The 25201-nt window shown below is 66.3% G+C and carries 18 protein-coding genes and 1 pseudogene; 11 read left to right on the top strand and 8 right to left on the bottom strand.

What is annotated here, in order from left to right:
* Positions 1-45: 45 nt before the first annotated feature.
* A complete protein-coding gene (locus XpruCFBP8353_RS17385; RefSeq protein ID WP_101364312.1) occupies positions 46-1368 on the bottom strand; it encodes a right-handed parallel beta-helix repeat-containing protein in 1323 nt (440 codons plus the stop codon).
* A gap of 397 nt (positions 1369-1765) precedes the next feature.
* Here XpruCFBP8353_RS17385 and XpruCFBP8353_RS17380 point away from each other — a divergent pair, with 397 nt between their 5' ends.
* From XpruCFBP8353_RS17380 to XpruCFBP8353_RS17335, 10 genes are all read left to right on the top strand, one after another.
* Positions 1766-3394: a TldD/PmbA family protein gene (locus XpruCFBP8353_RS17380; protein ID WP_162301101.1), complete on the top strand. Its 1629-nt coding sequence runs from the start codon at positions 1766-1768 to the stop codon at positions 3392-3394.
* 425 nt (positions 3395-3819) lie between these two features.
* Complete coding sequence (locus XpruCFBP8353_RS17375; protein ID WP_162301100.1) at positions 3820-5454, top strand: TldD/PmbA family protein; 1635 nt, start codon at positions 3820-3822, stop codon at positions 5452-5454.
* A gap of 14 nt (positions 5455-5468) precedes the next feature.
* Entirely contained in the window at positions 5469-6803 is a 1335-nt protein-coding gene (locus tag XpruCFBP8353_RS17370; protein ID WP_101364310.1) for a TldD/PmbA family protein, read from the top strand.
* A complete protein-coding gene (locus tag XpruCFBP8353_RS17365; RefSeq protein WP_101364309.1) occupies positions 6800-7618 on the top strand; it encodes a DUF4159 domain-containing protein in 819 nt (272 codons plus the stop codon). The genes XpruCFBP8353_RS17370 and XpruCFBP8353_RS17365 overlap by 4 nt, the downstream gene beginning before the upstream one ends.
* Positions 7619-7733: 115 nt before the next feature.
* Complete coding sequence (locus XpruCFBP8353_RS17360; protein WP_101364308.1) at positions 7734-8726, top strand: AAA family ATPase; 993 nt, start codon at positions 7734-7736, stop codon at positions 8724-8726.
* Positions 8727-8739: 13 nt separating this feature from the next.
* On the top strand, positions 8740-9636 hold the full coding sequence (locus XpruCFBP8353_RS17355; protein WP_101364363.1) for a DUF58 domain-containing protein: 897 nt from the start codon (positions 8740-8742) through the stop codon (positions 9634-9636).
* Positions 9637-9679: 43 nt separating this feature from the next.
* A complete protein-coding gene (locus XpruCFBP8353_RS17350; RefSeq protein ID WP_101364361.1) occupies positions 9680-10879 on the top strand; it encodes a BatA domain-containing protein in 1200 nt (399 codons plus the stop codon).
* Positions 10876-13149 (top strand): DUF4175 domain-containing protein, encoded by a 2274-nt coding sequence (locus XpruCFBP8353_RS17345; RefSeq protein ID WP_162301099.1) that lies wholly within the window; start codon positions 10876-10878, stop codon positions 13147-13149. The genes XpruCFBP8353_RS17350 and XpruCFBP8353_RS17345 overlap by 4 nt, the downstream gene beginning before the upstream one ends.
* Positions 13150-13306: 157 nt before the next feature.
* Complete coding sequence (locus tag XpruCFBP8353_RS17340; protein WP_101364307.1) at positions 13307-15091, top strand: hypothetical protein; 1785 nt, start codon at positions 13307-13309, stop codon at positions 15089-15091.
* Between the two features lie 127 nt (positions 15092-15218).
* The gene (locus XpruCFBP8353_RS17335; protein WP_243391153.1) at positions 15219-15620 is read left to right on the top strand and encodes a hypothetical protein; all 402 of its coding nucleotides are present in this window, start codon (positions 15219-15221) and stop codon (positions 15618-15620) included.
* Between the two features lie 151 nt (positions 15621-15771).
* Here the strand turns inward: XpruCFBP8353_RS17335 and XpruCFBP8353_RS17330 are convergent, their stop codons facing one another.
* Positions 15772-16407, bottom strand: a complete 636-nt coding sequence (locus XpruCFBP8353_RS17330; RefSeq protein WP_101364359.1) for a DUF938 domain-containing protein — start codon at positions 16405-16407, stop codon at positions 15772-15774.
* Between the two features lie 192 nt (positions 16408-16599).
* Entirely contained in the window at positions 16600-17394 is a 795-nt protein-coding gene (locus XpruCFBP8353_RS17325) for an EcsC family protein (protein ID WP_101364306.1), read from the bottom strand.
* Positions 17395-17563: 169 nt separating this feature from the next.
* On the opposite strand from XpruCFBP8353_RS17325, the pseudogene XpruCFBP8353_RS17320 reads away from it, so the two are divergent.
* A pseudogene (locus XpruCFBP8353_RS17320) lies at positions 17564-18031 on the top strand (SRPBCC family protein); the annotation flags it as partial.
* Positions 18032-18373: 342 nt separating this feature from the next.
* Here the strand turns inward: XpruCFBP8353_RS17320 and proP are convergent.
* From proP to XpruCFBP8353_RS17295, 5 genes are all read right to left on the bottom strand, one after another.
* Complete coding sequence (gene proP / locus XpruCFBP8353_RS17315; protein WP_101364305.1) at positions 18374-19864, bottom strand: glycine betaine/L-proline transporter ProP; 1491 nt, start codon at positions 19862-19864, stop codon at positions 18374-18376.
* 539 nt (positions 19865-20403) lie between these two features.
* On the bottom strand, positions 20404-20733 hold the full coding sequence (locus XpruCFBP8353_RS17310) for a thioredoxin family protein (RefSeq protein ID WP_101364304.1): 330 nt from the start codon (positions 20731-20733) through the stop codon (positions 20404-20406).
* 20 nt (positions 20734-20753) lie between these two features.
* Complete coding sequence (locus XpruCFBP8353_RS17305) at positions 20754-21152, bottom strand: host attachment family protein (protein ID WP_101364303.1); 399 nt, start codon at positions 21150-21152, stop codon at positions 20754-20756.
* A gap of 102 nt (positions 21153-21254) precedes the next feature.
* Positions 21255-21377, bottom strand: a complete 123-nt coding sequence (locus tag XpruCFBP8353_RS24480; protein ID WP_279327772.1) for a hypothetical protein — start codon at positions 21375-21377, stop codon at positions 21255-21257.
* 96 nt (positions 21378-21473) lie between these two features.
* Positions 21474-25196 (bottom strand): M48 family metallopeptidase, encoded by a 3723-nt coding sequence (locus tag XpruCFBP8353_RS17295; RefSeq protein ID WP_101364358.1) that lies wholly within the window; start codon positions 25194-25196, stop codon positions 21474-21476.
* Positions 25197-25201 lie beyond the last annotated feature (5 nt).

Raw genomic sequence — 25201 nt, 5'->3', positions numbered from 1 at the left:
GCTGACCGCCGGCCAGGCGGCTGGCGGTCAGCGCCGTCGTCCGGATCAACGCGCCTCGAATGCACCCAGATCCGGTGCACGCCCGTTGAAGGCCTCACCGGTGTCGGCGCCGGCGTCGATCAACGCGCTGCCCGGTGCCAGGATGGCGAAGGTGATGATAGGTAGGTCGCCGTTGGCCTGGCGCGGACGCATGAGCTGGCGCTCGTCCAGGCTGACGAAATCGCCCGCACTGACCACAAGGGGAAGATTGAACGAATTGCGGCCGATATCGTTCTCGCTCGCAGACCCCAGGTTGATCATTTCGATGCGCGTCCCGAATCCCAGGTTGTTGGCCAGATCGTGGCCGTATCCCGGCACGTCGGTGAGGTTGTCGCTCAAGGTGGACTGCATGTCGTAGTTGGCGCGGCCGTTCTTGATCGATGTGTTGCTGATCCACTCCTGCCCACCGATGTGGTGATTGGCGTAGAGGCCGTTGGATCGATTGCCCACTGCCAGATTGAACCGCACGCTATGGCGCGGCACCGGCTTGGGATAATCGCTTCCGTTGCGGCCGTAGCCGCCGGCCTTGAAGCCTGCGCCATTGCCCAGCGGGGTGAATGCGCTGTCGTAGCCGTTGTAGAACGACCAGTTGCGTTGCAGGGTGACCGCAGCGGCGGCATTGATCAGGTCGAAGCCATCGTCGCTGTTGAACCATGCGCGGCTGCCTTCGATGAGGTTTCCGGTGCTTCCCGCAAGCGTCGGGTGCACGCCGAAACCGTCGATATTTCCATCGGAGAAGGCATTGAGTCCGCGGTTGTTATAGGCATCGACGTTGTGAACCCGGTTGTTGCTGCCGGAAACCAGGTACCAGCCGATCGCCTGGCCGTCGTGGATCGCCAGATTCTCGAACAGGTTGTCGTTGCCGCGGTCAACGCGGAATGCTTCGGACTGGGTCAGGCGGTCTGCAATGGTGATCCGCACACCCACCACCTCGAATCCGCGAAAGACGCAGTTGTTGCTGGCCACCCGGAATGCGGCCACGCGCAGGCCGGTGGGCGTCACCGCGGAGAAGTCGAATACCGGTCGCTCGTTGGCGACGTTGACGTAGGCGATGCCGGGCTTGGTGATCTCGTTGACCACGGCGTAGGGCTGCCGCACCACGCTGATATTGGCGCTGGTCAGGCGATAGGTGCCGCCGCGCAGGTAGACGGTATCGCCACTGGACGCGGCGGCCTGCGCAGCCATCAAGCTGGCAAAGGGGGCGGCGCGGGTGCCGGGATTGCCGTCGTTGCCGGTGGGCGCGACGTACCAGTCGGCGGCCACGGCCGTGCACGGCGGCACGCAGGCGGCAACGGCGATCGCCACGATGGTGCGAAGAGAAAGGTTCATCGGATGTCCCTGGTGTACTGCATGAAAGTGGCTGCGTGCCGCCCTTGACCCGACGTGGCGCAAACCGCGAGTCGCGCAGCCTGCGGCAGCCGGTTTGCGCTCGCCAGTGGTCGTGCTCGGTTCTGCTACGACGGTTGACGTTTCGATGTGCCGCAACGCAGAAGTGTTCAAATGGGACATAGGTATCTGGATCGATGCGGACGCTGCCGCTGCCCGCACGGCGGCGCGAGGCTCCACGGTCGCCCCGTGTCCGGCATCGCATCGCCGCACGCCATGCGATCTGGACGCGGACACCGGCCCGCCGGCGCTGCTCCCTTGACCGCCAACACCCACACCGGCCAGTCTCGGGGGCTGGCACGGCGGGGGTCGTGTCGCTCGCCTTCAACGGAGAACCGCCGTGGACCGTCGTACCTTCCTCACCTTGTCGGGCATCGGTGCTGCCGGCTTGCTGTTGCCGCACACACGCCTGATCGCGGCCGAACAATTGCTCACACCGGCGGATGCAGTGCGCAACCGGCGCCTGGCCGATAGCGCACTGGCCACTGCCAAGGCGGCCGGTGCCAGCTATTGCGATGTGCGTGTGGGGCGCTATCTGCGTCAGTTCGTGATCACCCGCGAGGCGCAGGTGGAGAACGTGGTCAAGGCCGAATCCAGCGGCGTGGGTGTGCGCGTGCTGGCCGATGGCGCCTGGGGCTTTGCGGCCACCAACACACTCACCAGCGATGGCGTGGCCGCTGCCACGCGTCAGGCGGTGGCGATCGCCAAGGCCAATGCACGACGGGGCGGAACGCCAGTGCAGCTGGCACCGGTGACGCCGGCCGGGCATGTGAGTTGGAAGACGCCGATCAAGAAGAACGCGATGGAGGTGCCGCTGCAGGACAAGGTGGCGCTGCTGATGGACGTCAACGCCGCTGCGCTCAATGCCGGCGCTACGTTCGTGGCCTCACGTCTGTTTGCCATCAACGAGCAGAAGTATTTCGCCAGCAGCGATGGCTCCTATATCGATCAGGACGTGCATCGGCTGTGGCTGCCGTTCACCGTCACCGCGGTGGACAAGGCCAGCGGCAAGTTCCGCACCCGTGACGGGCTGTCCTCGCCGATGGGCATGGGCTACGAATATCTGGATGGCAATGCCAGCCAGAAGCATCAGCTGCCGGGCGGGCTCATCGGTTACGGACGTAGCTACAATGCGCGCGAAGATGCGATCGCCGCCGCCAAGCAAGCGCGCGCAAAACTCACCGCACCCTCGGTGAAAGCGGGCAAATACGATCTGGTGATCGACCCGAGCAATCTGTTCCTGACCATCCACGAATCGGTGGGGCATCCGCTGGAGCTCGATCGTGTCCTCGGTTACGAGGCCAACTATGCCGGCACCAGTTTCGCAACACTGGACAAGCGCGATGCCGGTTACCGCTGGGGCAGCGATGCGGTGACTTTCATCGCCGACAAGACCCAGCCCGGCAGCCTGGGTGCGGTGGGGTACGACGATGAAGGCGTCAAGAGCAAACAGTGGGAGCTGGTGAAGGACGGCATCCTGGTTGATTACCAATGCACGCGCGATCAGGCGCACCTGCTCGGCAAGACCGCCTCCGACGGCTGCAGTTATGCCGATTCGTGGTCCAGCGTGCAGTTCCAGCGCATGCCCAATGTGTCGTTAACCCCCGGCAAGCAAACGCTTGGCGTTGCCGACATGATCAAGAACGTGGAGCGCGGCTTGTACATCCACGGGCGCGGGTCGTACTCGATCGATCAGCAACGTTACAACGCGCAATTCGGCGGGCAGTTGTTCTACGAGATCGAAAATGGCCAGGTCACGCGCTTGGTGGAGGACGGCGCGTACCAGATCCGCACGCCGGAATTCTGGAATGCCTGCAGCGCGGTATGCGATCAACGCGATTTCCGCCTGGGTGGCTCGTTCTTCGATGGCAAGGGCCAACCCAGCCAAGTCTCGGCGGTGTCACATGGCTCCTCCACCGCGCGCTTCGATGGCATCAACGTGATCAATACTGCGCGTTCGCTGGGGTAATGGTCGGTAGATCAACGGCGCTGCGATTCATCCGTTTGCGCTGATCAATCACGTCGGGCGCTGGGATGTCCCCTGTGCAGTGGAATCGCTGTCTCCACGTCGAGTGTGCGGTGCCCTCACCGCAACGGAACGTGCGTCGGTGGCCTGGTGACGCTCTTTGTTGCTCGGCTCGTGTTGGGAAAGGAATCCGTCTGCGTATCCAACGCGCGGCAACAGTCATCGCACAGCGCCAGCCGCGCTCGCCACACATCAGTGCACGCCCGTAGCGCCACTGGCTTCAGACGGGCCAACGTTTGCACAGGTACCCCTGCCAAAAGTCATTTGACGCAGCATTCATCGCCCGGCAAGAATCGGGAATGCCGCGCGCACCACGTGCGTGTCACCACACCACCTGCGCGCCGCGCGGGACTATTGGGGAGTTGCCCGTGCAGCGACGTGATTTCCTGGCCCTCACCGGGCTGACCATGGGTGGGCTCATCGTGCCTGCCTACTTCGGCAAGGCCATTGCCGCCGAGCAGTTGTTGACGCCTTTCGATGTGGGCCGCAAGAAGCGTCTGGCCGATGCAGGTTTGAACGCTGCGCGCCAGGCGGGCGCAAGCTATTGCGATGTGCGCATCGGCCGCTATCTGCGCCAGTTCGTCATCACCCGAGAAGACAAGGTGCAAAACGTGGTCAACACCGAGTCCATCGGTGCCGGCATCCGCGTGATCGTGGGTGGCGCCTGGGGCTTTGCCGCCACCAACGATCTCACCGAACAAGGCGTGGCCAAGGCAGCCGCGCAAGCGGCGGCGATCGCCAAGGCCAATGCCAAGGTGCAAGGCACGCCGGTGCAACTGGCGCCGACGCCGGGCGTGGGCGAAGTGAGCTGGAAGACGCCGATCAAGAAAAACGCGATGGAAGTGCCGATCAAGGACAAGGTGGATCTGCTGCTGGGCGTCAACGCCGCCGCCACGGCCGCCGGCGCCAACTTCGTCAACTCGATGCTGTTCGTGGTCAACGAGCAGAAGTATTTCGCCAGCACCGACGGCTCCTACATCGACCAGGACGTGCACCGCATCTGGGCGCCGATGAGCGTCACTGCGATCGACAAGGCCAGCGGCAAGTTCCGCACCCGCGACGGACTCTCTGCGCCGATGGGCCTGGGCTACGAATATCTCGATGGCGCCGCCTCGGGCAAGTTCGTCTCGCCCAACGGCGTGGTCAATTACGGCCTGTCGTACGACATGAAGGAAGATGCGATCGCCGCCGCCAAACAGGCGCAGGAAAAGCTCAAGGCGCCGTCGGTGAAGCCGGGCAAGTACGACCTGGTGCTGGATCCCTCGCACACCTGGCTCACCATCCACGAGTCGATCGGTCACCCATTGGAGCTGGACCGCGTGCTCGGCTACGAAGCCAACTACGCCGGCACCAGTTTCGCCACGCTCGACAAGCTCAAGGCCGGTTTCCAGTACGGCAGCGACAAGGTGCATATCCTCGCCGACAAGACCCAACCCGGCAGCCTCGGCGCGGTGGGCTACGACGATGAAGGCGTCAAGACCAAGCAGTGGGATCTGATCCGCGACGGCAAGCTGGTGGACTACCAGGCCATCCGCGATCAGGCGCATATCCTGGGCAAGACCGCCTCCGATGGCTGTTGCTATGCCGACTCGTGGTCGAGCGTGCAGTTCCAACGCATGGCCAATGTATCGCTGGCTGCCGGCAAGACGCCGCTGAGCGTGAGCGATTTGATCAAGAACGTGGAAAACGGCATCTATATCATCGGCGACGGCTCGTTCTCCATCGACCAGCAGCGTTACAACGCACAGTTCGGTGGCCAGTTGTTCTACGAGATCAAGAACGGTGCCATCACCCGCATGCTGGAAGACGTGGCCTACCAGATCCGCACGCCGGAATTCTGGAACGCCTGCAGCGCGGTGGCCGACCAGCGCGATTACCGCCTGGGCGGCTCGTTCTTCGACGGCAAGGGCCAGCCGAGCCAGGTCTCGGCGGTCTCGCACGGTTCGTCCACCGCCCGCTTCGATGGCATCAACGTCATCAGCACCGCCCGCTCGCTCGGCTGACAGGAGAAACCCACATGAGCATCCTTACCGAAGCGCAGGCCAAGGCCATTCTGGACAAGGTCATCAAGCTGTCCAAAGCCGACGAGTGCACCGCCACGCTCACCGGGTCGATCGACGGCAATATCCGTTTTGCGCTCAACAACGTGTCCACCAGCGGCATCGTCGACAACACCGATCTGCAGGTGCAGGTGGCGTTCGGCAAGCGCGTGGGCATCGCCACCATCAACGAGTTCGACGACGCCTCGCTGGAACGCGTGGTGCGCCGCGCCGAAGATCTGGCAAAGCTGGCGCCGGAAAATCCTGAGTTCATGCCGGCTGTCGACAAGCAGACCTACACCGCCAGCCCCACCTTCAGCGAATCCACCGCCGCCATCGATCCGGCATTCCGCGCGCAGGTGGCGGCCGATTCGATCGCCCCATGCAAGGGCAAGGGCCTGATCGCCGCCGGCTTCCTGGAAGATGGCCAGAGCTTTACCGCATTCGCCAACAGCAAAGGCAACTTCGGCTATCAGCGCGGCGCGCGCTTCGACTACACCTGCACCGTGCGCACCGAAGACGGCCGTGGCTCGGGCTGGGTGGGCCGCAATCTGAAAGATGCCGCCGACTTCAAGGCCGAGCAGGACATCCGCATCGCCATGCGCAAGGCCAGCGATTCGGCCGAAGCCAAGGCGCTGGAGCCGGGCAAGTACACCGTGATCCTGGAGCCGGCCGCCGCGGCGGGGCTGATCTCCTTCATGATGAATTTCTTCGACGCACGGCGCGCCGACGAAGGCCGCAGCTTCCTGTCCAAGAAGGGCGGCGGCAACAAGCTCGGTGAGCAGGTCTACGACCCGCGCGTGAACATCAGCGCAGACCCGTGGGACCCGCGTGCCGCGGTGATGCCGTGGGACGAAGAAGGCCTGCCGCGCGAAAAGATGTCCATCGTGGAGAACGGCAAAATCGCCAACCTGCAGTATTCGCGCTACTGGGCGCAGAAGAACGGCAAGCGCGCGGTGGGCGAGCCGGGCAACCTGCTGATGGCCGGTGGCGACAAGAACATCGCCGAACTGGTGCGTGGCACCGAGAAAGGCATCCTGGTCACGCGTACCTGGTACATCCGCATGGTCGACCCGCAGACCGTGCTGCTGACCGGGCTGACCCGCGACGGCACCTTCTACATCGAGAACGGCCAGATCAAATATCCGGTGAAGAACTTCCGCTTCAACGAATCGCCGGTCATCATGCTCAACAACATCGATGAGCTGGGCAAGCCGGTGCGCGTGGCCGGTGATGAATCCAACTTCGTGATGATGATTCCACCGATGCGGCTGCGCGACTTTACGTTTACCTCGTTGTCGGATGCGGTGTGACTGAGAGCCGGGAATCGGGAGTGGGGAATCGGGAATGGGAGAGCGGAGCAAGCTCTTCGCGGCCCGATGGTTTTCCTGCACATCCCGTTCGCGGTCTACACGCCCTGGCGGCGCCCGCGACGCGCCGCCATTTCCTTGGATTGCTGCTCGGTAGCGTTGCTGCGTTGGCGTTGCCGCAGCGCGCGCGGGCGGCGGGCAATTACGATTTCTGGTTTACCCGGCTGCGCTACGACTCCGGTGATTGGGATGTGGACGCGCGCATGCCGTCCAACCTGATCACCTCGTTGATCGACTACACCCAGCTACGTGTGGACCCGCAGGAGCATGTGATCGATCTTGCCGACCCGCGCATGTTGCAGGCACCGTTCTGTTATCTGTCCGGGCACAAGCTGGTGGAGTTCAACCCGGCCGAACGGCGCAATTTCGAGCGCTATGTGCGCAATGGCGGCTTCGTGTTCGTGGACGATTGCAATCACGATATCGATGGATTGTTCGCTACATCGTTCCAAGCGCAGATGACCTCGATCTTCGGCAAGACTGCGCTGCAGAAGCTCCCCAAAAGCCATCGGCTCTACAGCGCATTCTTCAAGTTCCCGGACGGCCCGCCGGCGACCAGCTTCGAGCTCAATGGCTGGGGCGACGATCTGGTGCATGACTATCTCAAGGGCATCAGCATCGATGGACGCCTGGGAGTGCTCTACAGCAACAAGGATTACGGCTGCGAATGGGATTACGACTGGCGCAACAAACGCTTTCTGGCCGAAGACAACACCAAGTTCGGCGTCAACATCGTGATGTACGCATTGACCAATTGATCGCCACATGTCGATCGCCATGTAGCAGCGCGCTCGCGCGCGGTGACGATTGACCGGTGAAGCCTCGCGCGCAAGCGCGCTCCTACACCAGCAACCCTATAACGAGACTTGCCCCATGACTTCCCCCAACGACGAGACGCTCAGCACGCAGCTGTCCCAACTCGGCGCGCTGCGTGCGGCGCTGGCCCAGGCGGTGGTGGGCCAGGCTGCGGTGGTGGAGCAGTTGTTGATCGGCTTGCTCGCCGGTGGACACTGCCTGCTGGAAGGCGCGCCCGGGTTAGGCAAGACGCTGCTGGTGCGCTCGCTGGGGCGGGCGCTGGAGCTGCAATTTCGCCGCGTGCAATTCACCCCCGACTTGATGCCCAGCGACATCCTGGGCACCGAGTTGCTGGAAGAAGACCATGGCACCGGGCATCGGCATTTCCGCTTTCAGCGAGGGCCGATTTTCACCAATCTGCTGCTGGCCGACGAACTCAATCGCACTCCGCCCAAGACCCAGGCCGCGCTGCTGGAAGCCATGAGCGAACGCACGGTCAGTTATGCCGGCACCACCTATGCGCTGCCGGCGCCGTTCTTCGTGCTGGCCACGCAAAACCCGATCGAACAGGCCGGCACCTACCCGTTGCCGGAGGCGCAGCTGGATCGCTTCCTGCTGCATGTGCGGGTGGACTACCCCAGCGAGCAGGAAGAGCGCGACATCCTCACCCAGACCACCGGCAGCGCGAGCGCGCAGGTGCCCAAGGTGATGGACGCGGCCAGCGTGCAGGCACTGCAGCAGTACGTGCGCCAGGTGCATGTGGGCGCGGAGTTGCTGACCTGGATCAACCGTCTGGTACGCGCCAGCCGGCCCGGCCCGCAGGCCAGCGATGAAGTCAGGCAGTGGATCAAATGGGGCGCCGGCCCGCGCGCCGGTCAGTCGCTGGTACTGGCGTGCAAGGCACGCGCATTGCTGCACGGCCGCTTTGCAGCAACCCGCGAAGACGTGGTTGCGCTTGCGGCGCCGGTGATGCGCCACCGCCTGTTGCTCTCGTTCGCTGCCGAAGCCGAACAACGCACGGCCGACGATGTGGTCGCCGCACTGCTGCGCGCCGTGCCATTCCCGGCCTGAGGCGCAGCGCGGCGTGCATGTGGACGTGCCGGCCTTGATTCCCAGCGACGTGCGCAGCCGCCTGCGTGGTCTGCAACTGCGTGCGCGTCACGCGCAGGGTGCGCACGGCATCGGGCAACACGCCAGCCGCAGCCGAGGCGCCGGGCTGGAATTCGCGCAATACCGCGCATACGAACCAGGCGATGCGCTGCGCCAGATCGACTGGAAAATCTATGCGCGCTCAGATCGCTTCTTCGTGCGCGAAGCCGAGCGCGAAAGCCCGCTTACGCTGTGGTTGGTGCTCGATGCCACTGCCTCGGCTGGCCAGGCCGATCACGCGCGCCCTGACAACACGCGCCTGCAGGCGATGGCGACCTTGGCCGCTTGCGCTGCAGAAATCGCGCTACAGCAGGGCGATCAGGTCGGTCTGTTCGCAGTACATGGCGGCGGGCTGGTAGCAGTGCCGGCCGGCGGTGGGGCTAGGCAACGCGACCGGCTATGGCTGGCGCTGCACGCAGTGCGCGCCGGCGGGCGCTGGCCGGGCATGGATGCCGTGCGCCCGTTGTGGGAACGCATCGCCGCGCATGCGCTGGTGCTGTCGATCGGCGATGGCTTCGACGACGAACTGAATGCTGCGCTGGAAAAACTTGCAGCCGCCCGCCGCGAAGTCATGCAACTGCAGGTGCTGACCTGCGACGAACGCGATTTCAGTTTCAGCGGCGGGCACCGTTTTCGCGACCCGGAAACCGGCGAAGAAGTATTGGGCGATGGCACGGCGATGCGTGCCGATTATCTGCAACGCTTCGGCGCTGCACAGCGCGCGCGGCAGGCGCGCTGGCAAGCCGCCGGCATCGCGCATGCACTGCATTATCTGGACGCAGCACCCGACGCGGCATTGCGCCGATTGTTCGGACAAGGTGCGCAGCGATGAGCTCGCCATTGGCCTGCGACCACGCCGCCAAGCGGGTCTGGCAATGAACCTGCTGTTGCTCTTCCCTGCGGGCCTGGCCGCGTTGGCCGCGTTGCTGCTGCCGCTGCTGATCCATCTGGCCCGGCGTAGCGAACACCGGCCCACCGACTTCGCCGCGTTGCGCTGGTTGCGTGCGATGCCGCGCCCGCGCCATCGGCTGCGTTTGGACGAATGGCCGCTGCTGTTGGTGCGCTTATTGCTGCTCGCCGCCGTGGCGCTGCTATTGGCCGAGCCGGCCGTGCGCGCGCATGAAGATGCACGCCCGCGCATTGCGCTTAGCCCGGGGGTCGATGTGGTCGCCGCGCGTCAGCTCGGCCACGCCGCAGACGCGCAGTGGGTGTGGCTGGCGCCGGGTTTTCCGCCGGTGGATGCGGATGCCAACGCCGATGCGCCGAAAGGACCCGCCACGCCCGCAGACACGACGCAGCCGGTATCCAGCCTGTTGCGCGAACTCGATGCCAGCCTGCCGCCGGGCGCCGCGCTCAGCGTGATCGTGCCGGCCCAGTGGGGCCCGCTGGATGCGCAGCGCCTGCAGTTGTCGCGCCAGGTGCGCTGGCAGGTACTGCCCGGCCAATCGCCGGTGACCGCGCCCGCCACTGCCGCGCCGCTCCGACTGCAGGCGATTGCCGACGACAGCGCCGCGCCGGCCCTGCGCTATCTGCGCGCCGTGCATGCTGCCTGGGCGCTGCCGGGCGGCCTGCCGGTCGGCACGCCGGCCGATGCCCAGCCGGCGCGCTGGAGGCCCGGCACGGTGGTGGTATGGCTGTCGCGCAGCGCCCCGCCGGAGTCGGTGATGGCCTGGGTCGCAGCGGGCGGGCAGGTGCTGCTGGATGCGCAGACCACCATCCCGCCCAACCTCGCCGCCGCGCTGCAGCCTGTACAACAGGCCGCATCTGGCGACCCATTGCTCGATGCCGCAGCACTCGGCCACGGACGCCTGCTGCGGTGGTCCGCAGCGCTACAGCCGCAGCAACTGCCCGCGCTGCTGGAAGCCGATTTCCCCACCCGCCTGCACGACGCCCTGCAGCCGCTGCCCACACCCCAGCGCGCGTTGGCACAGACCCAGCAGCCACAGCGCGGTGCCGCAAGCCGCCTGACCACCGCAGCGTGGCCACTGGCACCGTGGCTGGTCGGCCTGGTGCTGCTGCTGTTCGCGCTCGAACGCTGGCTGGCCACCGCGCCGCGCCGGGCCACCCCCGCATGAGCACGCCGACACTGCAGCAGGCGTGGTGGGCGGCACGGCGGCGACAGGCCGCAGGCGTGCTGGTGTTCGGGCTGCCGCTGGCAGCGGTGCCGGCGGCGCTGGCATGGCGCACCGGTGCGCAGGCAGCCGTCGTGGCGCTGCTGCTTGTGGGTCTGCTGGCACTGGGCGGCGTGGCGCTGCTGGCCGCGCGGCGGCTCGATCAGACCTGGCTGATCCGCCGGCTGGACCGCGATCCCGATCTGGAAGACAGCAGCGATGTGCTGTTCACCCCCGTCACCCAGCTCGGTCCGCTGCAGACCCTGCAACGGCAGCGGCTGGAGCAGCGCCTGCGCAGCATCCCACGCGACCTGCGGCCGGCCTGGCCGTGGCAGCGGGCCTGGCCCTGGAGCGTGCTCGGCGTGCTCGCCTGTGGCGCACTGCTGCTGTGGCCACAACCGGCCGCCCAACGCGCGCCGCCGGCCGACCGCGTTGCCGCAGCGCGTGCCAGCGGCGGCGCCCCCACGCTGCGGCAGGCGCAGCTGCGCAGCAGCCCGCCGGCCTACACCGGCCTTCCCGCCGCGCGGCTGCCCGGTCTGGATGCGCGCGTGCCCGCCGGCACCCGGCTGGACTGGCAACTGCAGGTCAGCCCGGCGCCGCGCAGCGTGGCCCTGCGGCTGACCGACGGTCGAACCGTCGCGCTGGCCCGGCAAGGCGGCAGCGCTGCGTGGCAAGGCCACTGGGTCGCCGAGCGCGCCAGCCTGTACCGCATCCTCATCGATGGCGCACCGGCCGACCGCCAGTTGCATCGGCTGGACGTGCTGCCCGACCGCCCGCCGCAGGTGCGCGTGCTCGCGCCCGAGCAGAGCCTGGTGTCGTGGACGCCGGCCAACGGCCCCTGGACCCTGCGCTTCGAAGCCAGCGACGACTACGCCGTCGCCGCCAGCGCCGAGCTGCGCCTGACCCTGGCCCAGGGCAGCGGCGAAAACATCACCTTCACCACCCAGCGCCGCACGCTCACTGGCAGCGGCCCGGCCCGGCAACGCAGCTTCGCCACCACGCTGCCGCCGCAAGCCTTGGGCATGGCCGCCGGCGATGACCTGATCGCCCAACTCATCGTGCACGACACCCGCCAGCCCGGTCCGCAGGAAGGCCGCAGCGCCAGCGTGATCCTGCGCTGGCCGCCGCCCGAACAGACCATGGCCGCCGGGCTGGAAGCCAGCGTCAAGCGGACCTTGCCGGCTTACTTTCGCAGCCAGCGCCAGATCATCATTGATGCCGAGGCGCTGCTGAAGGAAAAACCGCGCCTGGATGCGGCCACCTTTCTCAAGCGCTCCGATGCCATCGGCGTGGACCAGCGCCTGCTGCGACTGCGCTACGGCCAGTTCCTGGGCGAAGAAAGCGAAGGCGCGCCGCAAGGTCCGCCGACTGCCGACGCGCCGCCCACCAGCGACGCGCCGGCCGACGATCTACCGACCGCCGACATGTCCACCGCAGATGCGCAAAGCGCGCCCGCCGCTGCGTCGGACACCCACGCCGGGCATGACCACGACAGTCACGATCACCACGCCCACGCCACCGAGCCCGGCGCCGCCGCACTGGACGATCACGATCATGACCATGGCGGCAGCAACGGACGGCCTGAGCGCAGCAGCTTCGGCCAGGCGGAGAACGTGCTGGCCGAATTCGGCCATACCCACGACCACGCCGAGGCTGCCACCCTGCTCGATCCGCAGACCCGCTTGCTGCTGCGCGCTGCGCTGGACCAGATGTGGCAATCGGAGGGCGAGCTGCGCCAGGGCCACCCCGAGCGCGCGCTGCCGTATGCCAACAAGGCGCTGGGCTTCATCAAGCAGGTGCAGCAGGCCGAGCGCATCTATCTGGCGCGCGTGGGCACGCAACTTCCGCCGATCGACCCCAGCCGTCGTCTCAGCGGCGACCGCGCCGGCCTGGGCGACCGCGCCGCCGGGCTGGACACCCGACCGGATCCAGACCCCTCCGCATTGCAGCTATGGGACGCACTGGGCGAAGCCACCCCGGTGCCCGACGCCACCCTGGCCCGCTACGCGCAGTGGCTGCAAATCCGGCAGGATCGCCTGCACGACCCGCTGAGCCTGGCCGCCGCCGTGGAAACCCTGCGCGCCGAACCCGAGTGCGCCAGCTGCCGCGCCCAGCTACGCGCCCAGGTCTGGCGCACCCTGCTCGCCCCACCGGCAGCACCGCATCGCCGCGCCGCAGCCGATGCCCGCGGCCAGCGTTATCTGGACGCGCTGCAGCAGGAGATGCAGCCGTGAGTGCACACCTGATCCGCTGTCTCCCGATGCACCGCTCGATCCGAGCGAGGTTGTTTGTCGCCGTGACAGCAAGCGGTCCGCTGGCGTGCGCGCAGACCGCATCGCCAAGGCTGTACGACGGTCGCTCTCTGGATGCATTGCGCCGGGAGCCGCAACCATGACGCACTCCTTGCCTTGGCTGGTCGGCGCTGCATTGCTGCTGGTCGCCGTCATCGGCTGCGTGCGCCTGCTGCGGACGCACGCCCGGCAACCGCAGCCGCGCATCCGGCTCTGGCTGCTGCTCGCCGCCCAAGCACTGCTCGCCGCACTGCTGTATCCCGTGCTGCTGCCACCGCCGCGCGCCGGCAGCGGTGGGGAACTGCATGTCGCCACCGCCGGCACCGCAGCCGGGCAGGTCCCCACGCGCGACCTAGCACGCTGGGTCGCCTTGCCCGAGGCACCCACGTTACCCGGCGTAACGCGGGTGCCGGACCTGGCCACCGCGCTACGACGCGCGCCCGGCACCACCGCGCTGGTCGTGCACGGCAGCGGCCTGCCCGCGCGCGACCGCGAGGGGCTGCCAATGCCGCCACAGCTGGCGCTTAACCCTGCGCCGCCAGGCTTGGTCGCGGTGTCGACACCGCCGCCGGTGGCCCCGGGTGACACCATTGCCGTGGATGCGCAGCTGCAGGGCCTTGCCAACGCACGCGTGGAACTGCTCGACCCGGCCGGCCAGGTGGTGGACAGCGCAGGGGCCGATCGCGCCGGCCGCGTGCGCCTGCGTGGCGTCGCCCGGGCGCCGGGCCAGGTGCTGTTCGCTGTGCGTGTGCGCGATGCCACTGGCGCCGAACGTGGCCGCGTGGAGGTGCCGGTACTGATTGCCGCCATGCCGCCTACGCGCGTGCTGCTCCTGGCCGGCGCACCGCAGCCGGAACTGAAATATCTGCGCCGCTGGGCCAGCGATGCCGGGCTGGAAGTGCGCAGTCAGATCGCGGTCGGCCCCGGGGTGCAGTTCGGCGAGGGCGCCGCGCTGGATGCGGCCAGCCTGGACCGGCTCGACCTGCTGATCATCGACCCCCGCCGCCTGGTCGCGCTGGGCAATGCGCAGCGTCACACCGTGCGCGCGGCAATCCAACGCGGTTTAGGCGTCCTGGTGCGCAGCGACGGGCCACTGGATGCCGGCACCCGCGCGGCCCTGGCCGCACTCGGCCTTTCCGTCAGCGGCGGCAGCACCAGCAGCCCGTTGCCCGCACCGCAGCGGCTGTCGTCGCTGGCTCAACCCAGCGATCCGGCCACCAGCCCGGGCGATGCCCCAGCAATTGCGCCGCTGCAACGTCGCGATCTGCAACCACAGGCCAGCGACGCCCTGATCGCCGCGCGCGCCGACGATGGCAGCGCCCTGGGGTGGTGGCGCGCACAAGGCCGCGGGCGCATCGGCATCGGCCTGGTCGAAGACAGCTTCGCGCTGGTGCTGGCCGGCCGCAGCGATCTGCATGCGGCGCTCTGGGCGCACTTGTCCGGCGCCGTCGCCCGCCCGGGCGCCGCGCTACCGGCCCCGGTGCAGCAAGGCTGGTCGCAGCAACGCATGACCCTGTGCGACCTGAGCGTCGATGCCGTTGTCTCCGACCCCAACCAGGCCCGCCAGCCCCTGCTGCTGGAACGCAACGGCAACGCGCCGCCCTGCGCCGGCTACTGGCCAGCAACCCCCGGCTGGCATCGTCTGCACAGCGGCACCACGCAACGCTGGCTCTACATCCGCGCGCCCAACGACGCACCCGCCATGTACGCGCAGCAACTGCGCGCAGCGACCATTGCGCTGGCGAGCGGCACTGCCGCCGCACCCATCGCCATGCCTGCGACACAACCGGGCGCGCGTTGGCCGTGGCTGCTCATTTGGCTCGGCGTGGCCGCAGCGCTGTGGTGGTTCGAGCGGCGGCGGGAAAACCAGGCATCCGCGCGCTGACAGCGCAACACGACTTGCGGCCGCTATTGTCTCTGACAACGCGGCAGACCTTCCTATCACGGCCGTCGCGCATGGACGGCAGTGCCTACACCGCGCCATCTCATCATCGAAGCACTCTGGAGATCGGATGAAGATGCGTTGGTGTGTCATCCCGTGGCTTACATACGCAAGCCTGCTTGTCCTCCTGCGCGTTACCATCGTAGGCCCAAGCGACGCACTGGCAGCCGCTTATGGCTTCGGGAGCCTGTTGGTGCTCGGCATCCCCTGCTTGATTGGAAGTGCTCGGGCCCGTCGCGAGCTGGAAGCAACAGATCGCAAGCGATGGGAGCAGCTAACGCAGTTCCCCGGGCTTGGACCCGGTGCTTATAACGGGTTCGCCGAACTTGCATGGATCGCCCAACCTGCCTCATCGATTCCCGAGCACGTCAAACCGCTCTGGTTGAATGCGCGCAGGCGTCTGTGGATTCCGATTGCCTGGTTTCTGACAGGTATTCCAATGATCATGCTCCTATCGATCGGGCATCCCTAACAGAAACGAGCGCCTGTACACCTGCTTGGTATCGCCAATCGCATCGTCCTGCCGGGTAGCCGGGAGTCTGAAGCGCCCGCGTTTAATGTCGTGATCGCCACACACGCTGCTTGTAGCTGCATGTGCTCATCGGGCCATGAGGCAAACGTTTCTACGACCGCCGCCACACCCGGCAATGATTGTTCGCCGGCAATGCCACATCGTCGATCAACTGCAAGCCCACCGATGCTGCCAACGCATCCACTGCCTCGGCATCGCGAATACCCGATGCGGGGTCGCGCTCGCGCAACATCGCGTCGAAGTCACGATTGCTGTCACTGATGAACTGCCCGTTGCGGTTGAATGGCCCGTAGACCGCCAACACTGCATCCGTCGCCATCACCGTTGGCAAGCCGGCGAACAAGGCCTGCACCTGTGGCCAGCCCATGATGTGCAAGGTGTTGGCGCTGTAGATCGCGTCGAAGCCACTGTGGCCATCACGCAGCGCGGGCAGGCGGGGCGGCGGTGCAAGCCAGGGCGCGGGCGTCAACACGGCTTGCAATGGAATAGGCGGTGGCGTATTCGGCAGTGCAGCCTCATCCAGCCATTGCTGCACGCCGTGCAGATGATCGGCGTGATCGCTGGCCTGCCACTGCAACCATGGCATTGCTGCAGCGAAATGCACTGCGTGCTGCCCGGTGCCCGCGCCGATTTCCAGCACATGCTGCCGATCGGCAAAGTGCGCACGCAGCACGTCCAGAATCGGGTCGCGGTTACGCGCAGAGGCGGGCGAAAAGGGCTTGGTCATGATCAGCATCTGTCTGGGTGAAGACGATTATCGCGTAGCGGAATTCTGCAGCGATCACTGCCTAGGTGGCATGAGAACACGCGACCTCGCAGTGGTGATCCTGCACCGCGTGTCACCCGCGGTGGCCTTACCTGCAGGACGTGTTGCACGATGACAACGCAGGCACTTTAGAGCCGCATGACGTGCTCCGCATCACCGCGGCGGCGGCAATGCCTCATACGCACGCCGTACCGCGTCTTCGCCAAAGCGGCGCTCCAGGCGGCGCACGATGAAATGTCCGCGCGCCATCGCCTGGAAGTGGCGCATGAAAACGGTGTTGAGCGTGGCGCCACTGACCGCGCCGACCAGCGGCACTGCCTGTACGGCAAGTTTTTCGCCCACATTCACCGAAAACTTCGCCGCAACCCGCGACACCAGCGAAACCAGCACCGGTGCGCCCTTGCTGGCGAAGCCGTGCGCGGCCACGTAACTGGCCGCGGCGCTCAGTTGCTGCGCCATCGCCGCACGTACTGCGAAATAGCCCGATTCGGCGCCATCGTCACTGGCACTGCGACCGCCATGCGCCAATACTTCCAGGCAAGCCAGCGCGGTTTCTGGGTCGTGGAGCGATTCGCCTTCGGCACGGGCGATATCGGCGATGGAGCGCAGCATCACCGTGGTGGTCATCGGCAGCTCCACCATCAGCCCCGGCAGGCCGAAAAAGCCCCCTGCACCACCAGCAACGGCCACTGCCAGCGTGTGCCGCGTGGTGGACGCCGGCTGCTGCGCAGCGGTCTTGCCGCGCAGGCTCAGCAACGCCGATTTCATCGCCACCTGCAGCGCACGGCGGGTCAGGCCATCGATGCTGCGGGTCACTATCTTGGGGAGCCGCTTGGTCATCAGGCTCTCGATCGGCGCACCCAGCGCGTTGGCCAGTTGCGCCGCCACGCCGGGGTTTTCCAGCAATGCGTGGGCCGTGGCCAGATCGCGCTGCGCGGCAGCGTCCATCACCGGTATCGGAAGCGTTGTCATGCCTGCTCATCATGGTTGGGACCTGGCCGATGTTACCCAGCGCGATGTGAGCGCCGCACAAGCGAACCGAACCATGCTGGGCCTGCAACGCAATTGGCTGTTAAAATCCGGGATCATCGGCGTCCAAGCAGCGATTGCTCACCAGATGAATTGCGAGATCCGCCATAGCATCGTCATTGCCGCCGCACCCGAAGTGGTCTCTGCTGCGTTGTCCGAGCCCCACCAGCTTGCGCATTGGTGGACTCGCGAAGTGAGCCTGGCCGACGATCTGGTGCGCCTGGAGTGGAGCCGGCAGGGCTGGCGAGTGGAGCTCAGCATTGATGCCGGGGCCAATCATCAGCTGGTGTGCTGGCGCTGCCACGATTCCAACATGCTCGATACCGACGCCTGGAAAGGCACCGTGATGCGCTTCGAGCTACGCTCCACCAGCCAGGGCACACAGATTGATTTCGTGCAGTCCGGCTACCGCGATTCGCCGTGCAGAGAGGCCTGCGCGCGCGGCTGGCGTTTCTTCCTGGGCAGCAGCCTCAAACGCTATGTGGAAACCGGCGAGGGCGCGCCGTCGGCCGATATGCGCATGCCCGAATCGCTAGAGCAACACCCGCACAGCGCGCCAAATGATTCAGAAGCGCGCGTTGGCAGCGTTCAACGCGCTGCGTCGATGACGGGCAACAGCAGGTAGACCTGAAACACAGCGAGCTTTCCGCCCATCGCATCATGACCAACAAGAACAGCTCCCAAAGCGACTCCGCAGACTGCCACGCAGCCGCTCGCAAGGGTGTGTTGGCCCTCTAGCCGCCCTCCTCGACGATTCTGGCCGTCGCCCCGCCTACATGGCGGCGATGCGCAAGGCCATCGCTCGCACCGCGTATCGCGCACCAGGCAACCCGCTGCTGCGGTAACACGACATGCGCCTGACGCAGCAGACGCATGTCGTGCGGAAAACGCCGATCGCTCACGCCGTGCGCGGCTGGCCCATCGATGATGCTGTGTTGACCGGCAACTGCGCATCCACCGTCACCGGGCTGTCGGCCTGCAACAGTGCGCGCGCTTCGGCGTCGCTGGCGACCGCAGGCGGCGAGCCGCGTAGCGGTAATCCCGCGGTTTCGCGCACGAACAGCATGGTCAGCAAGCCGATTGCCGCTGCACCCATCAGGTAGTACGCCGGTACCAGCGGGTCGCCGGTGCGCTCGACCAGCCAAGCGGTGACCAGTGGCGTGGTGCCGCCGAACAACGAGACCGAGACGTTGAAGCCGATCGACAACGCGCTGTAGCGCACCGGCGTGTAGAACAGCGCCGGCAACGTGGACGGCATCGAACTGGTGAAGCACACCAGCGCCAGACCAAGCAGCATCAGCCCGGCGAAAATCAATCCGTCGTGACCGCTGCCGATCAGCAACAGGCATGGGATCGCCAATGCAAACAGTGCGATGCAGGCGCCGATGATCATCGGCCGCCGCCCCAGTTTGTCGCTGAACATGCCGCCGACGATGTTGAGCGGCATCATCACCAGCATCACCAGGATGATCAGCAACAGGCCCTTGCTCTCGGCGTAGCCCATGGTGACGCTGAGATAGCTGGGCATGTAGGTCAGCAGCATGTAGTCGGTGACGTTGAACACCAGCACCAGGCCCACGCACTTGAGCAGTTGCGGCCAATGCAGGCGCAGCAACGTCATCACGCCTTGCGCGGCGCTCTGTCGTTCGCGCTGCTCGGATTGTTCGGTGTACGCGCGAAATGCCGGGGTTTCTTCCAGCTTCATGCGCATGTACAGACCGAGCAGACCGAGCGGGCCGGCGATCAGGAACGGCACGCGCCAGCCCCAATCGAGCATCTGCGCCGGGGTCACGCTCATGTGCAACACGGTGACGGTGGCAGCACCGGCGATGTAGCCACCAAGCGTGCCAAATTCCAGCCAACTGCCCATCAGGCCGCGATTGCGATCGGTGGCGTATTCGGCAATGAAGGTGGCCGCGCCACCGTATTCGCCGCCGGTGGAAAACCCTTGCAGCAAACGCGCCAGCAACAGCAGTGCAGGCGCCCACAGGCCAATGCGCTCGTAGGCAGGAATCAGGCCGATGCTGAAGGTGCCCAGCGCCATCAGGATCATCGTGGCCGCCAGCACTTTCTGGCGTCCGTAACGGTCACCGAGTGGGCCGAACACCATGCCGCCAATCGGCCGCACCAGAAAGGCCACGGTGAAGGTGGCAAAGGTGGCGATCAACTGCGCGGTCGGATTACTGGCCGGGAAGAACACCTGGCCCAGCGTCACCGCCAGATAACCATACACGCCGAAGTCGAACCACTCCATCGCATTGCCCAGCGCCGCAGCGCCGACGGCCTTGCGCAGCATGCCGCGGTCCACCACGGTGACATCATCCAGTTGCAGCTGGCGGCGGCGTTTGAACCAGCCAAAGTGCGAACGCATCGCGCGGGCATCGTGCATCTGTGGTCTCCGTAAGTCGCGCCTCGGATTGCTCGTCGGACGCAGGCCATCGCTGCCCGCTCGCCCTGGCAACGCACAGGACACGGCACATCACGCAAGCACGGCAGCGCATTGCACTGGATGACACCGGAGGCATTCCCGGACGGCCGCGTGGATTCAGCGACGCTGCGGGACAGACGACCAAGGGATGGGCAATGCCCAGGGGCTTGATCAGTGCGCCATGTTACTACAGCGCGCAGATCGTTGCAGGCGCGACTGCGTGCAGTACGGGAAAAGGCCTTGGGTCTGGCGGATTCGTATGCACGAGTGCGCGATGTGCATAGACGCGATCACCCTGTCTTGTGCGTGCACGTACGCCGCCACGTCGTCACGCAGGCCCTGCATCATGGCGGCGAGTGCATCTGCATTAACGCGGTGGGTACGCGCGTTTTGTAGCGACTGAAAATCACTGCTGCATGCGCCAGGCGACTGCGCGCCATGTGTTTAAGCGCTTTTACTGGTCCCAAGTGCGCGGCGCAGCAGTGCACTGCTGCAGGCAATCAACCGGCATCCAGCACCGACAACATGTCTTGCAGATCCTCACGCGTCTGCGGCCTCACCGCACGCGCCAACTCTTCGCCATCGCGCAGCAGGATGATCGTGGGCCACAACTTGACGCGAAAAGAGCGGCCCAGCGACCGCCCTTTTCCATCTTCGATCTTGCGGTAGTCGATCGCTTCGTACACACCCAGCAGCTTTTGCAGCAGCGGCTGGGCGGCAATGCAGTGGCCGCACCAGTCGGTACCAAACTCCAGCACTTGCAGTCCGGTCTGTGCCTCCACCGCACTGCGTTCCGGTGCCTGGGTGGCGTACTCGCGCACGAACCCCATCGTCTCGCTGCTCCGCTGTGTTACGACAGGGCGCGCTGGATATCTTCCAGCGGCAGGTTGGTCAGATCCTTGGCAAGGTCACCCACCAGACGCTGCTGGGTTTGCTTGTGCAGCAATGGGCGCACGCGGCCCAGCGTGGTCGGATCCGCCACCAGCACCAGATGCGTGTATTCGTGTTTCAGCGCGCCATCGTTCAAGGCGTGCGAGAGCTGCTTGGCGAACGTCATTTCGTCCAGGTCCGCCTCGGTGAGGTCCCGCGGTGCCTTGCCGGCCGGGCCGTCGTCATCGACGTTCTGCACATCGGTGCGCGCATGCTGGCGCAGTACCACCTTGGATTCGTTGCCGGTGTTGGTGAACCAACGGGCTTCGCCGCCATCGGCCACCACGACCAAGGCCCCCTGAGGAATTTGCAGACTCATGCGATTCTCCTGGTGAATGATGACGCTGCAAGTACAGCGCCGGTCGGTCCCAACCTAGGAGAGAAGATGTAAGTTTTGCGCCTAGTCGGTGTCAGCATCGCGTTAGTGCTGCGCTTGGAACTGCGGCGGCAGCTCCAGGTGCATGCTGAAAAAGCGTACGATCACGCGGAGCGCCTGCTGGCTTTCCGGCAGCGCGAGCGATCCCTTTCGCCAATGCCGTGTCATGCAGTGCCCTCCCAGGCGCTTTGGGCCGAGGAGGATAGCCTGCGTTCGGCCGCGTTCGAGCCAGGCGCGTGGCATCACCAGGCACGATGCAGTGGATCAGCCCAGATAGGGCCGCTCGCTGGCAAACAGCAACTGCTGTGCGCCACGCCGCCACGCATCCGGGCAGCGCTCGCCCAGCAGCACGGCCGCCATCGTATAGGCCAAGCCGCGGCCGACCAGGCTGACGCCGCCCAGCGCCGCTTCGGCCTGCTGCTGGCTGCTGCCGGCCTGCACCGCGTCGAAGAACCGCGCGATGTGTGCGCCGTCTTCGCCGGTGCCTTGCAGGGTCGCCGCGCGCAACGCATCCACCGGCCAGCCTTCGCGTGCGGCCAGTGCCCAGGTACTCGGTGCGATGATCGGGTCGAGCCCGGCACTGTCGGGAAGTGCACGCGCCTGCTGCCGCAACGCGGCGCTGGCACCCTTGGATGCAGCGGCGAGCCGGACGATGCGTGCGTGCACGTTGGCATTGGCGGCCGCCTCTGACACTGCCGTGTCCAGCTGGCCGTGGGCCAGCGCGTAATAGCTGTGGTACGGCGTGCCCTGCGTGCGTTCGCCGCCTTCCAGTGCCACGATCGACGCCAGTGATGGCGACTGCTGCGCCATGCCCGGCAGGTCCGTCGCCAGGCCGCGGTAGCGCTGCAAACGCGCCAGCATCGGCAACACTTCGTCAGCCAATGCCGGCGCACGCGCTGCTTGTTCGTACAGCGCCTGGGCTTGCGGCAGATGCAACTGGCCGACCTGCACGGCTGCTGCTGCGCGTTGCAGCCAGGGGTCGTTGGGCCAGCGCGCCTGTGCGGCAAGAAACGCCTGGTCGCGCTCGGGGGTATCGCTGCTGCAGCGGATCGCCGCGTACTGCAACGCAGAAGCATCCGGATGCGCCTGGGCAGCGGCGGTGTGCTGCTTGCACACTTGCGCACGTTGCTCGGGTGTGGCGATGTCCTGCTGCATGCGCAGCGCCACCACGTCTTGCGGGTTGCGCTGCAGGCGCTCGGTCACAATGCCAGGCACGGCCTGTGGCGCGGTGCTGCGCAATTGCTCCATCCACTGCTGCAGGTACGCCGAGCCCGCATCGTCCCACTGCGCATGCGCGGTGATCAGCGCCAGATCGCGCTCCGGGCCCAGCTCGCCCAGCAGTTCGTGTGGCGCACGCCCGGACACGGCCGTCAGCACGTCGCGGTACTGGCTGCCCTTGCCGCTGACCGTCTCCGGCGGCGCGCTGAAGATGTCCTGCGCCTGGGTGCGTTCCCAGCGCGTGGTGCTCAAACTGCGAGTGGTGTCTTCGCTGGCCGAGCCGTAGCTGGCCCGCCAGTTCAGCAGCAGCGCGGCACCGGCGACGTTGTAAGCGAACTGGCCGCCGTGGCCGCCACTGGGCGCATCGAAGCGTTCGATCGTCGCGCCGTTGGCGGCGCGGGTTTCGACGTGATGCGATGCGCGTTCCGACAAGCGAAACACATGGCGGTCATTGGCCGGGATGGTGGCGGACTGTCCATCGATGGCCACCGTCACGGTCTGCTGCAAGCCGTTGTAGGCGACTACTTCGGCCATTCCCACGGTGCCACCGGCCCACAACACGCCAGCAACAATGGATGCGGCCACCGCCACCCGCGCAACCGACGGAAACACGCCGTCGGCGGCCAGAAAGCGCTGCCACAGGTTCTGCCGCAGATCGCGTTGCCGCACTTCGCCCGGCAGGCGGATCGGGTAGTCGCCCGGCGCTGCCGGGGGCGTGTCGTCGGTCGGCGAGGCCTCGTCATGCCGCAGGCGCTCGGCTACGGCGTTCTCTGCGCGCAGCAACTCTTCCAGACTGGCATCGCGCAGCGTGCCCAGGGCGTCCAGGGTGACCTGCACCCAGCTGCCGGCCGCCTTCATCCAGGCGTTGATGTTGTTTTCGTCGGCCTCGACCAAGCCAAATTCCGGCAGGCACTGCGACCACTGCGGCTTGCCCAGGGCCTGCGCCAACGGTGCATTCAACTGCACCCGCCCGGCTTGCGCATACACATGACGCAGCGCGCGTTGCACCTGGTTGCAGGCCGCCACCAGCTTGCGCAGTTCCTTGGCCGAGACACGGCCATCGGCAATGACGCTGTGAAAGGTCTGCAGGTATAGCAGGTTGGCGTCTTCCAGATCGGCAATGGTGTGATCGGTGTAATGCAGCACTGCCAGATAGCCGCGCAGCAGCGCCGGCCAGTCGCCGCCGATGGTGTTGGCGGCCGCCAGGTGTACGCTGCGGCAACGTTGATCGTGGCCGCTGACGCGCGCACGCAGCACCCGCAGTTCGTCGTCCAGTTCGGCGATCACCGCCGGCAGCTGCGTACGCGACAGCGTGGTGCCCTTCCAGGTCACCACACCGCCGGCCGCACGCAGCCCGCCATCCATCAAGCCTTGCAAGGTGGCGCGTTGGCGCTCGCGCTCGCGCAGCTGTTCGATCGCCTGGCCATCGTCGGGCAGATACAGGCTGTCCAACGCCTGCAGCAGGTCGCCCGATGGCAGCGGCGCGGCATACAGCTCGGCCAGAGTGCGCGCGGTACGCGTGCAGGAGCGCCCCAGGTACAACCCTTGGTAGCGCCGCGACAACGACAAGGCGGCGAATTCGCGTTCCAACTGCTCCAGCGAAACAGCGGTGTCCACACAGGTGGGCGCCTGGCCGTTGAACATGCCCAGCGACACACGCTCACGCAGCGCCTGGGCGCCGTGCAGCAGTTCCATCGCCGGGCGCGCATCGATGGCGCAGGCGATGTAGCGGCGTTTGAGATTCTCCTCGCGCGCGGCGCTGGGTGGATGCGTGGCCCACATCTGCGAGGGCTGCGCGATTTCGGTATGAAACAGCCGGTGCGTCGGCGCCGCCTCGGTCGGTACCGCCGGTACCACACCGTGCCCCGGGTCGTTCAGCACCACGCGCATGTGTTCGATGATGCGCGACTGGATGGCGAACAGATCCTTGACCGGGCGGTCCTGGGCGAACTCGCGCGCGGCAAAGCGCAGCGCGCGCTGGAAGCCGTCGTCGGCCGCTTCCAGCTTGTGCAATGCGTGCACCAGCGCATCGCTGCCGGTGAGCGATGCGGCCACCAGGTCGGCCTGGTATTCCATCTCGCGCGAGAGTGCCCGCTGCGCCAGTACCACGCCACGGAAGGTAATTTCGACCAGCGAGCGGATCGACCACACGATCAACGACAGCCCCCAGCCGATCCACGCCACGCGCAAATCGATGCGCGACAGCGTCGCCAGCACGCGATCCAGTGCATCGCGCTTGCCCACGATATGCGCGGCGATCTGCTGGGCGATATACACCCAACGGCCGACCGCCATGGTGCGCTGGGCGAAATGGCCGAATTCGTGCGCGAGCACCGCCTTCAACTCGCCCAGGTTGAGCACATTGACCAGGCCCAGCCCGATATCCAGATTCTTGCGCGAGGGCAGCAATAGATTGATCAGCGACAGGTCGTAGAACACCCCGGCGTTGACCTGCGCCGACAGATAGACCTTGTGCGGGCGTGGTGCACCGGCATCGTCGGCCAGCTGGTGCAAGAAGGCGAACAACGCCGGCTGCTCGGCGGGCGTGAGTTCCAGCGCGCGGCTGTCGCGTTCGGCGCGCTTGTTGAACACCAGCGCCTTGGCCATGAACACCGTCAGAAACGCAGCGCCTGCCGCCACCACCCACAACCAGAACGCCTGCTCGCCACCGGAGCCCTGCAGCAGGCCGGCCACCAACCGGTAGGCGGTCCAGCCGAACCACACCAGCAAGCCCAGATACACCGCGATGAAGCCGCCCAGCCCGAGCATGGCCA

The sequence above is a fragment of the Xanthomonas prunicola genome (genome assembly GCF_002846205.1).
GTDB classification, from domain to species: domain Bacteria; phylum Pseudomonadota; class Gammaproteobacteria; order Xanthomonadales; family Xanthomonadaceae; genus Xanthomonas; species Xanthomonas prunicola.
This window is presented reverse-complemented; position numbering and strand designations above follow the sequence as displayed.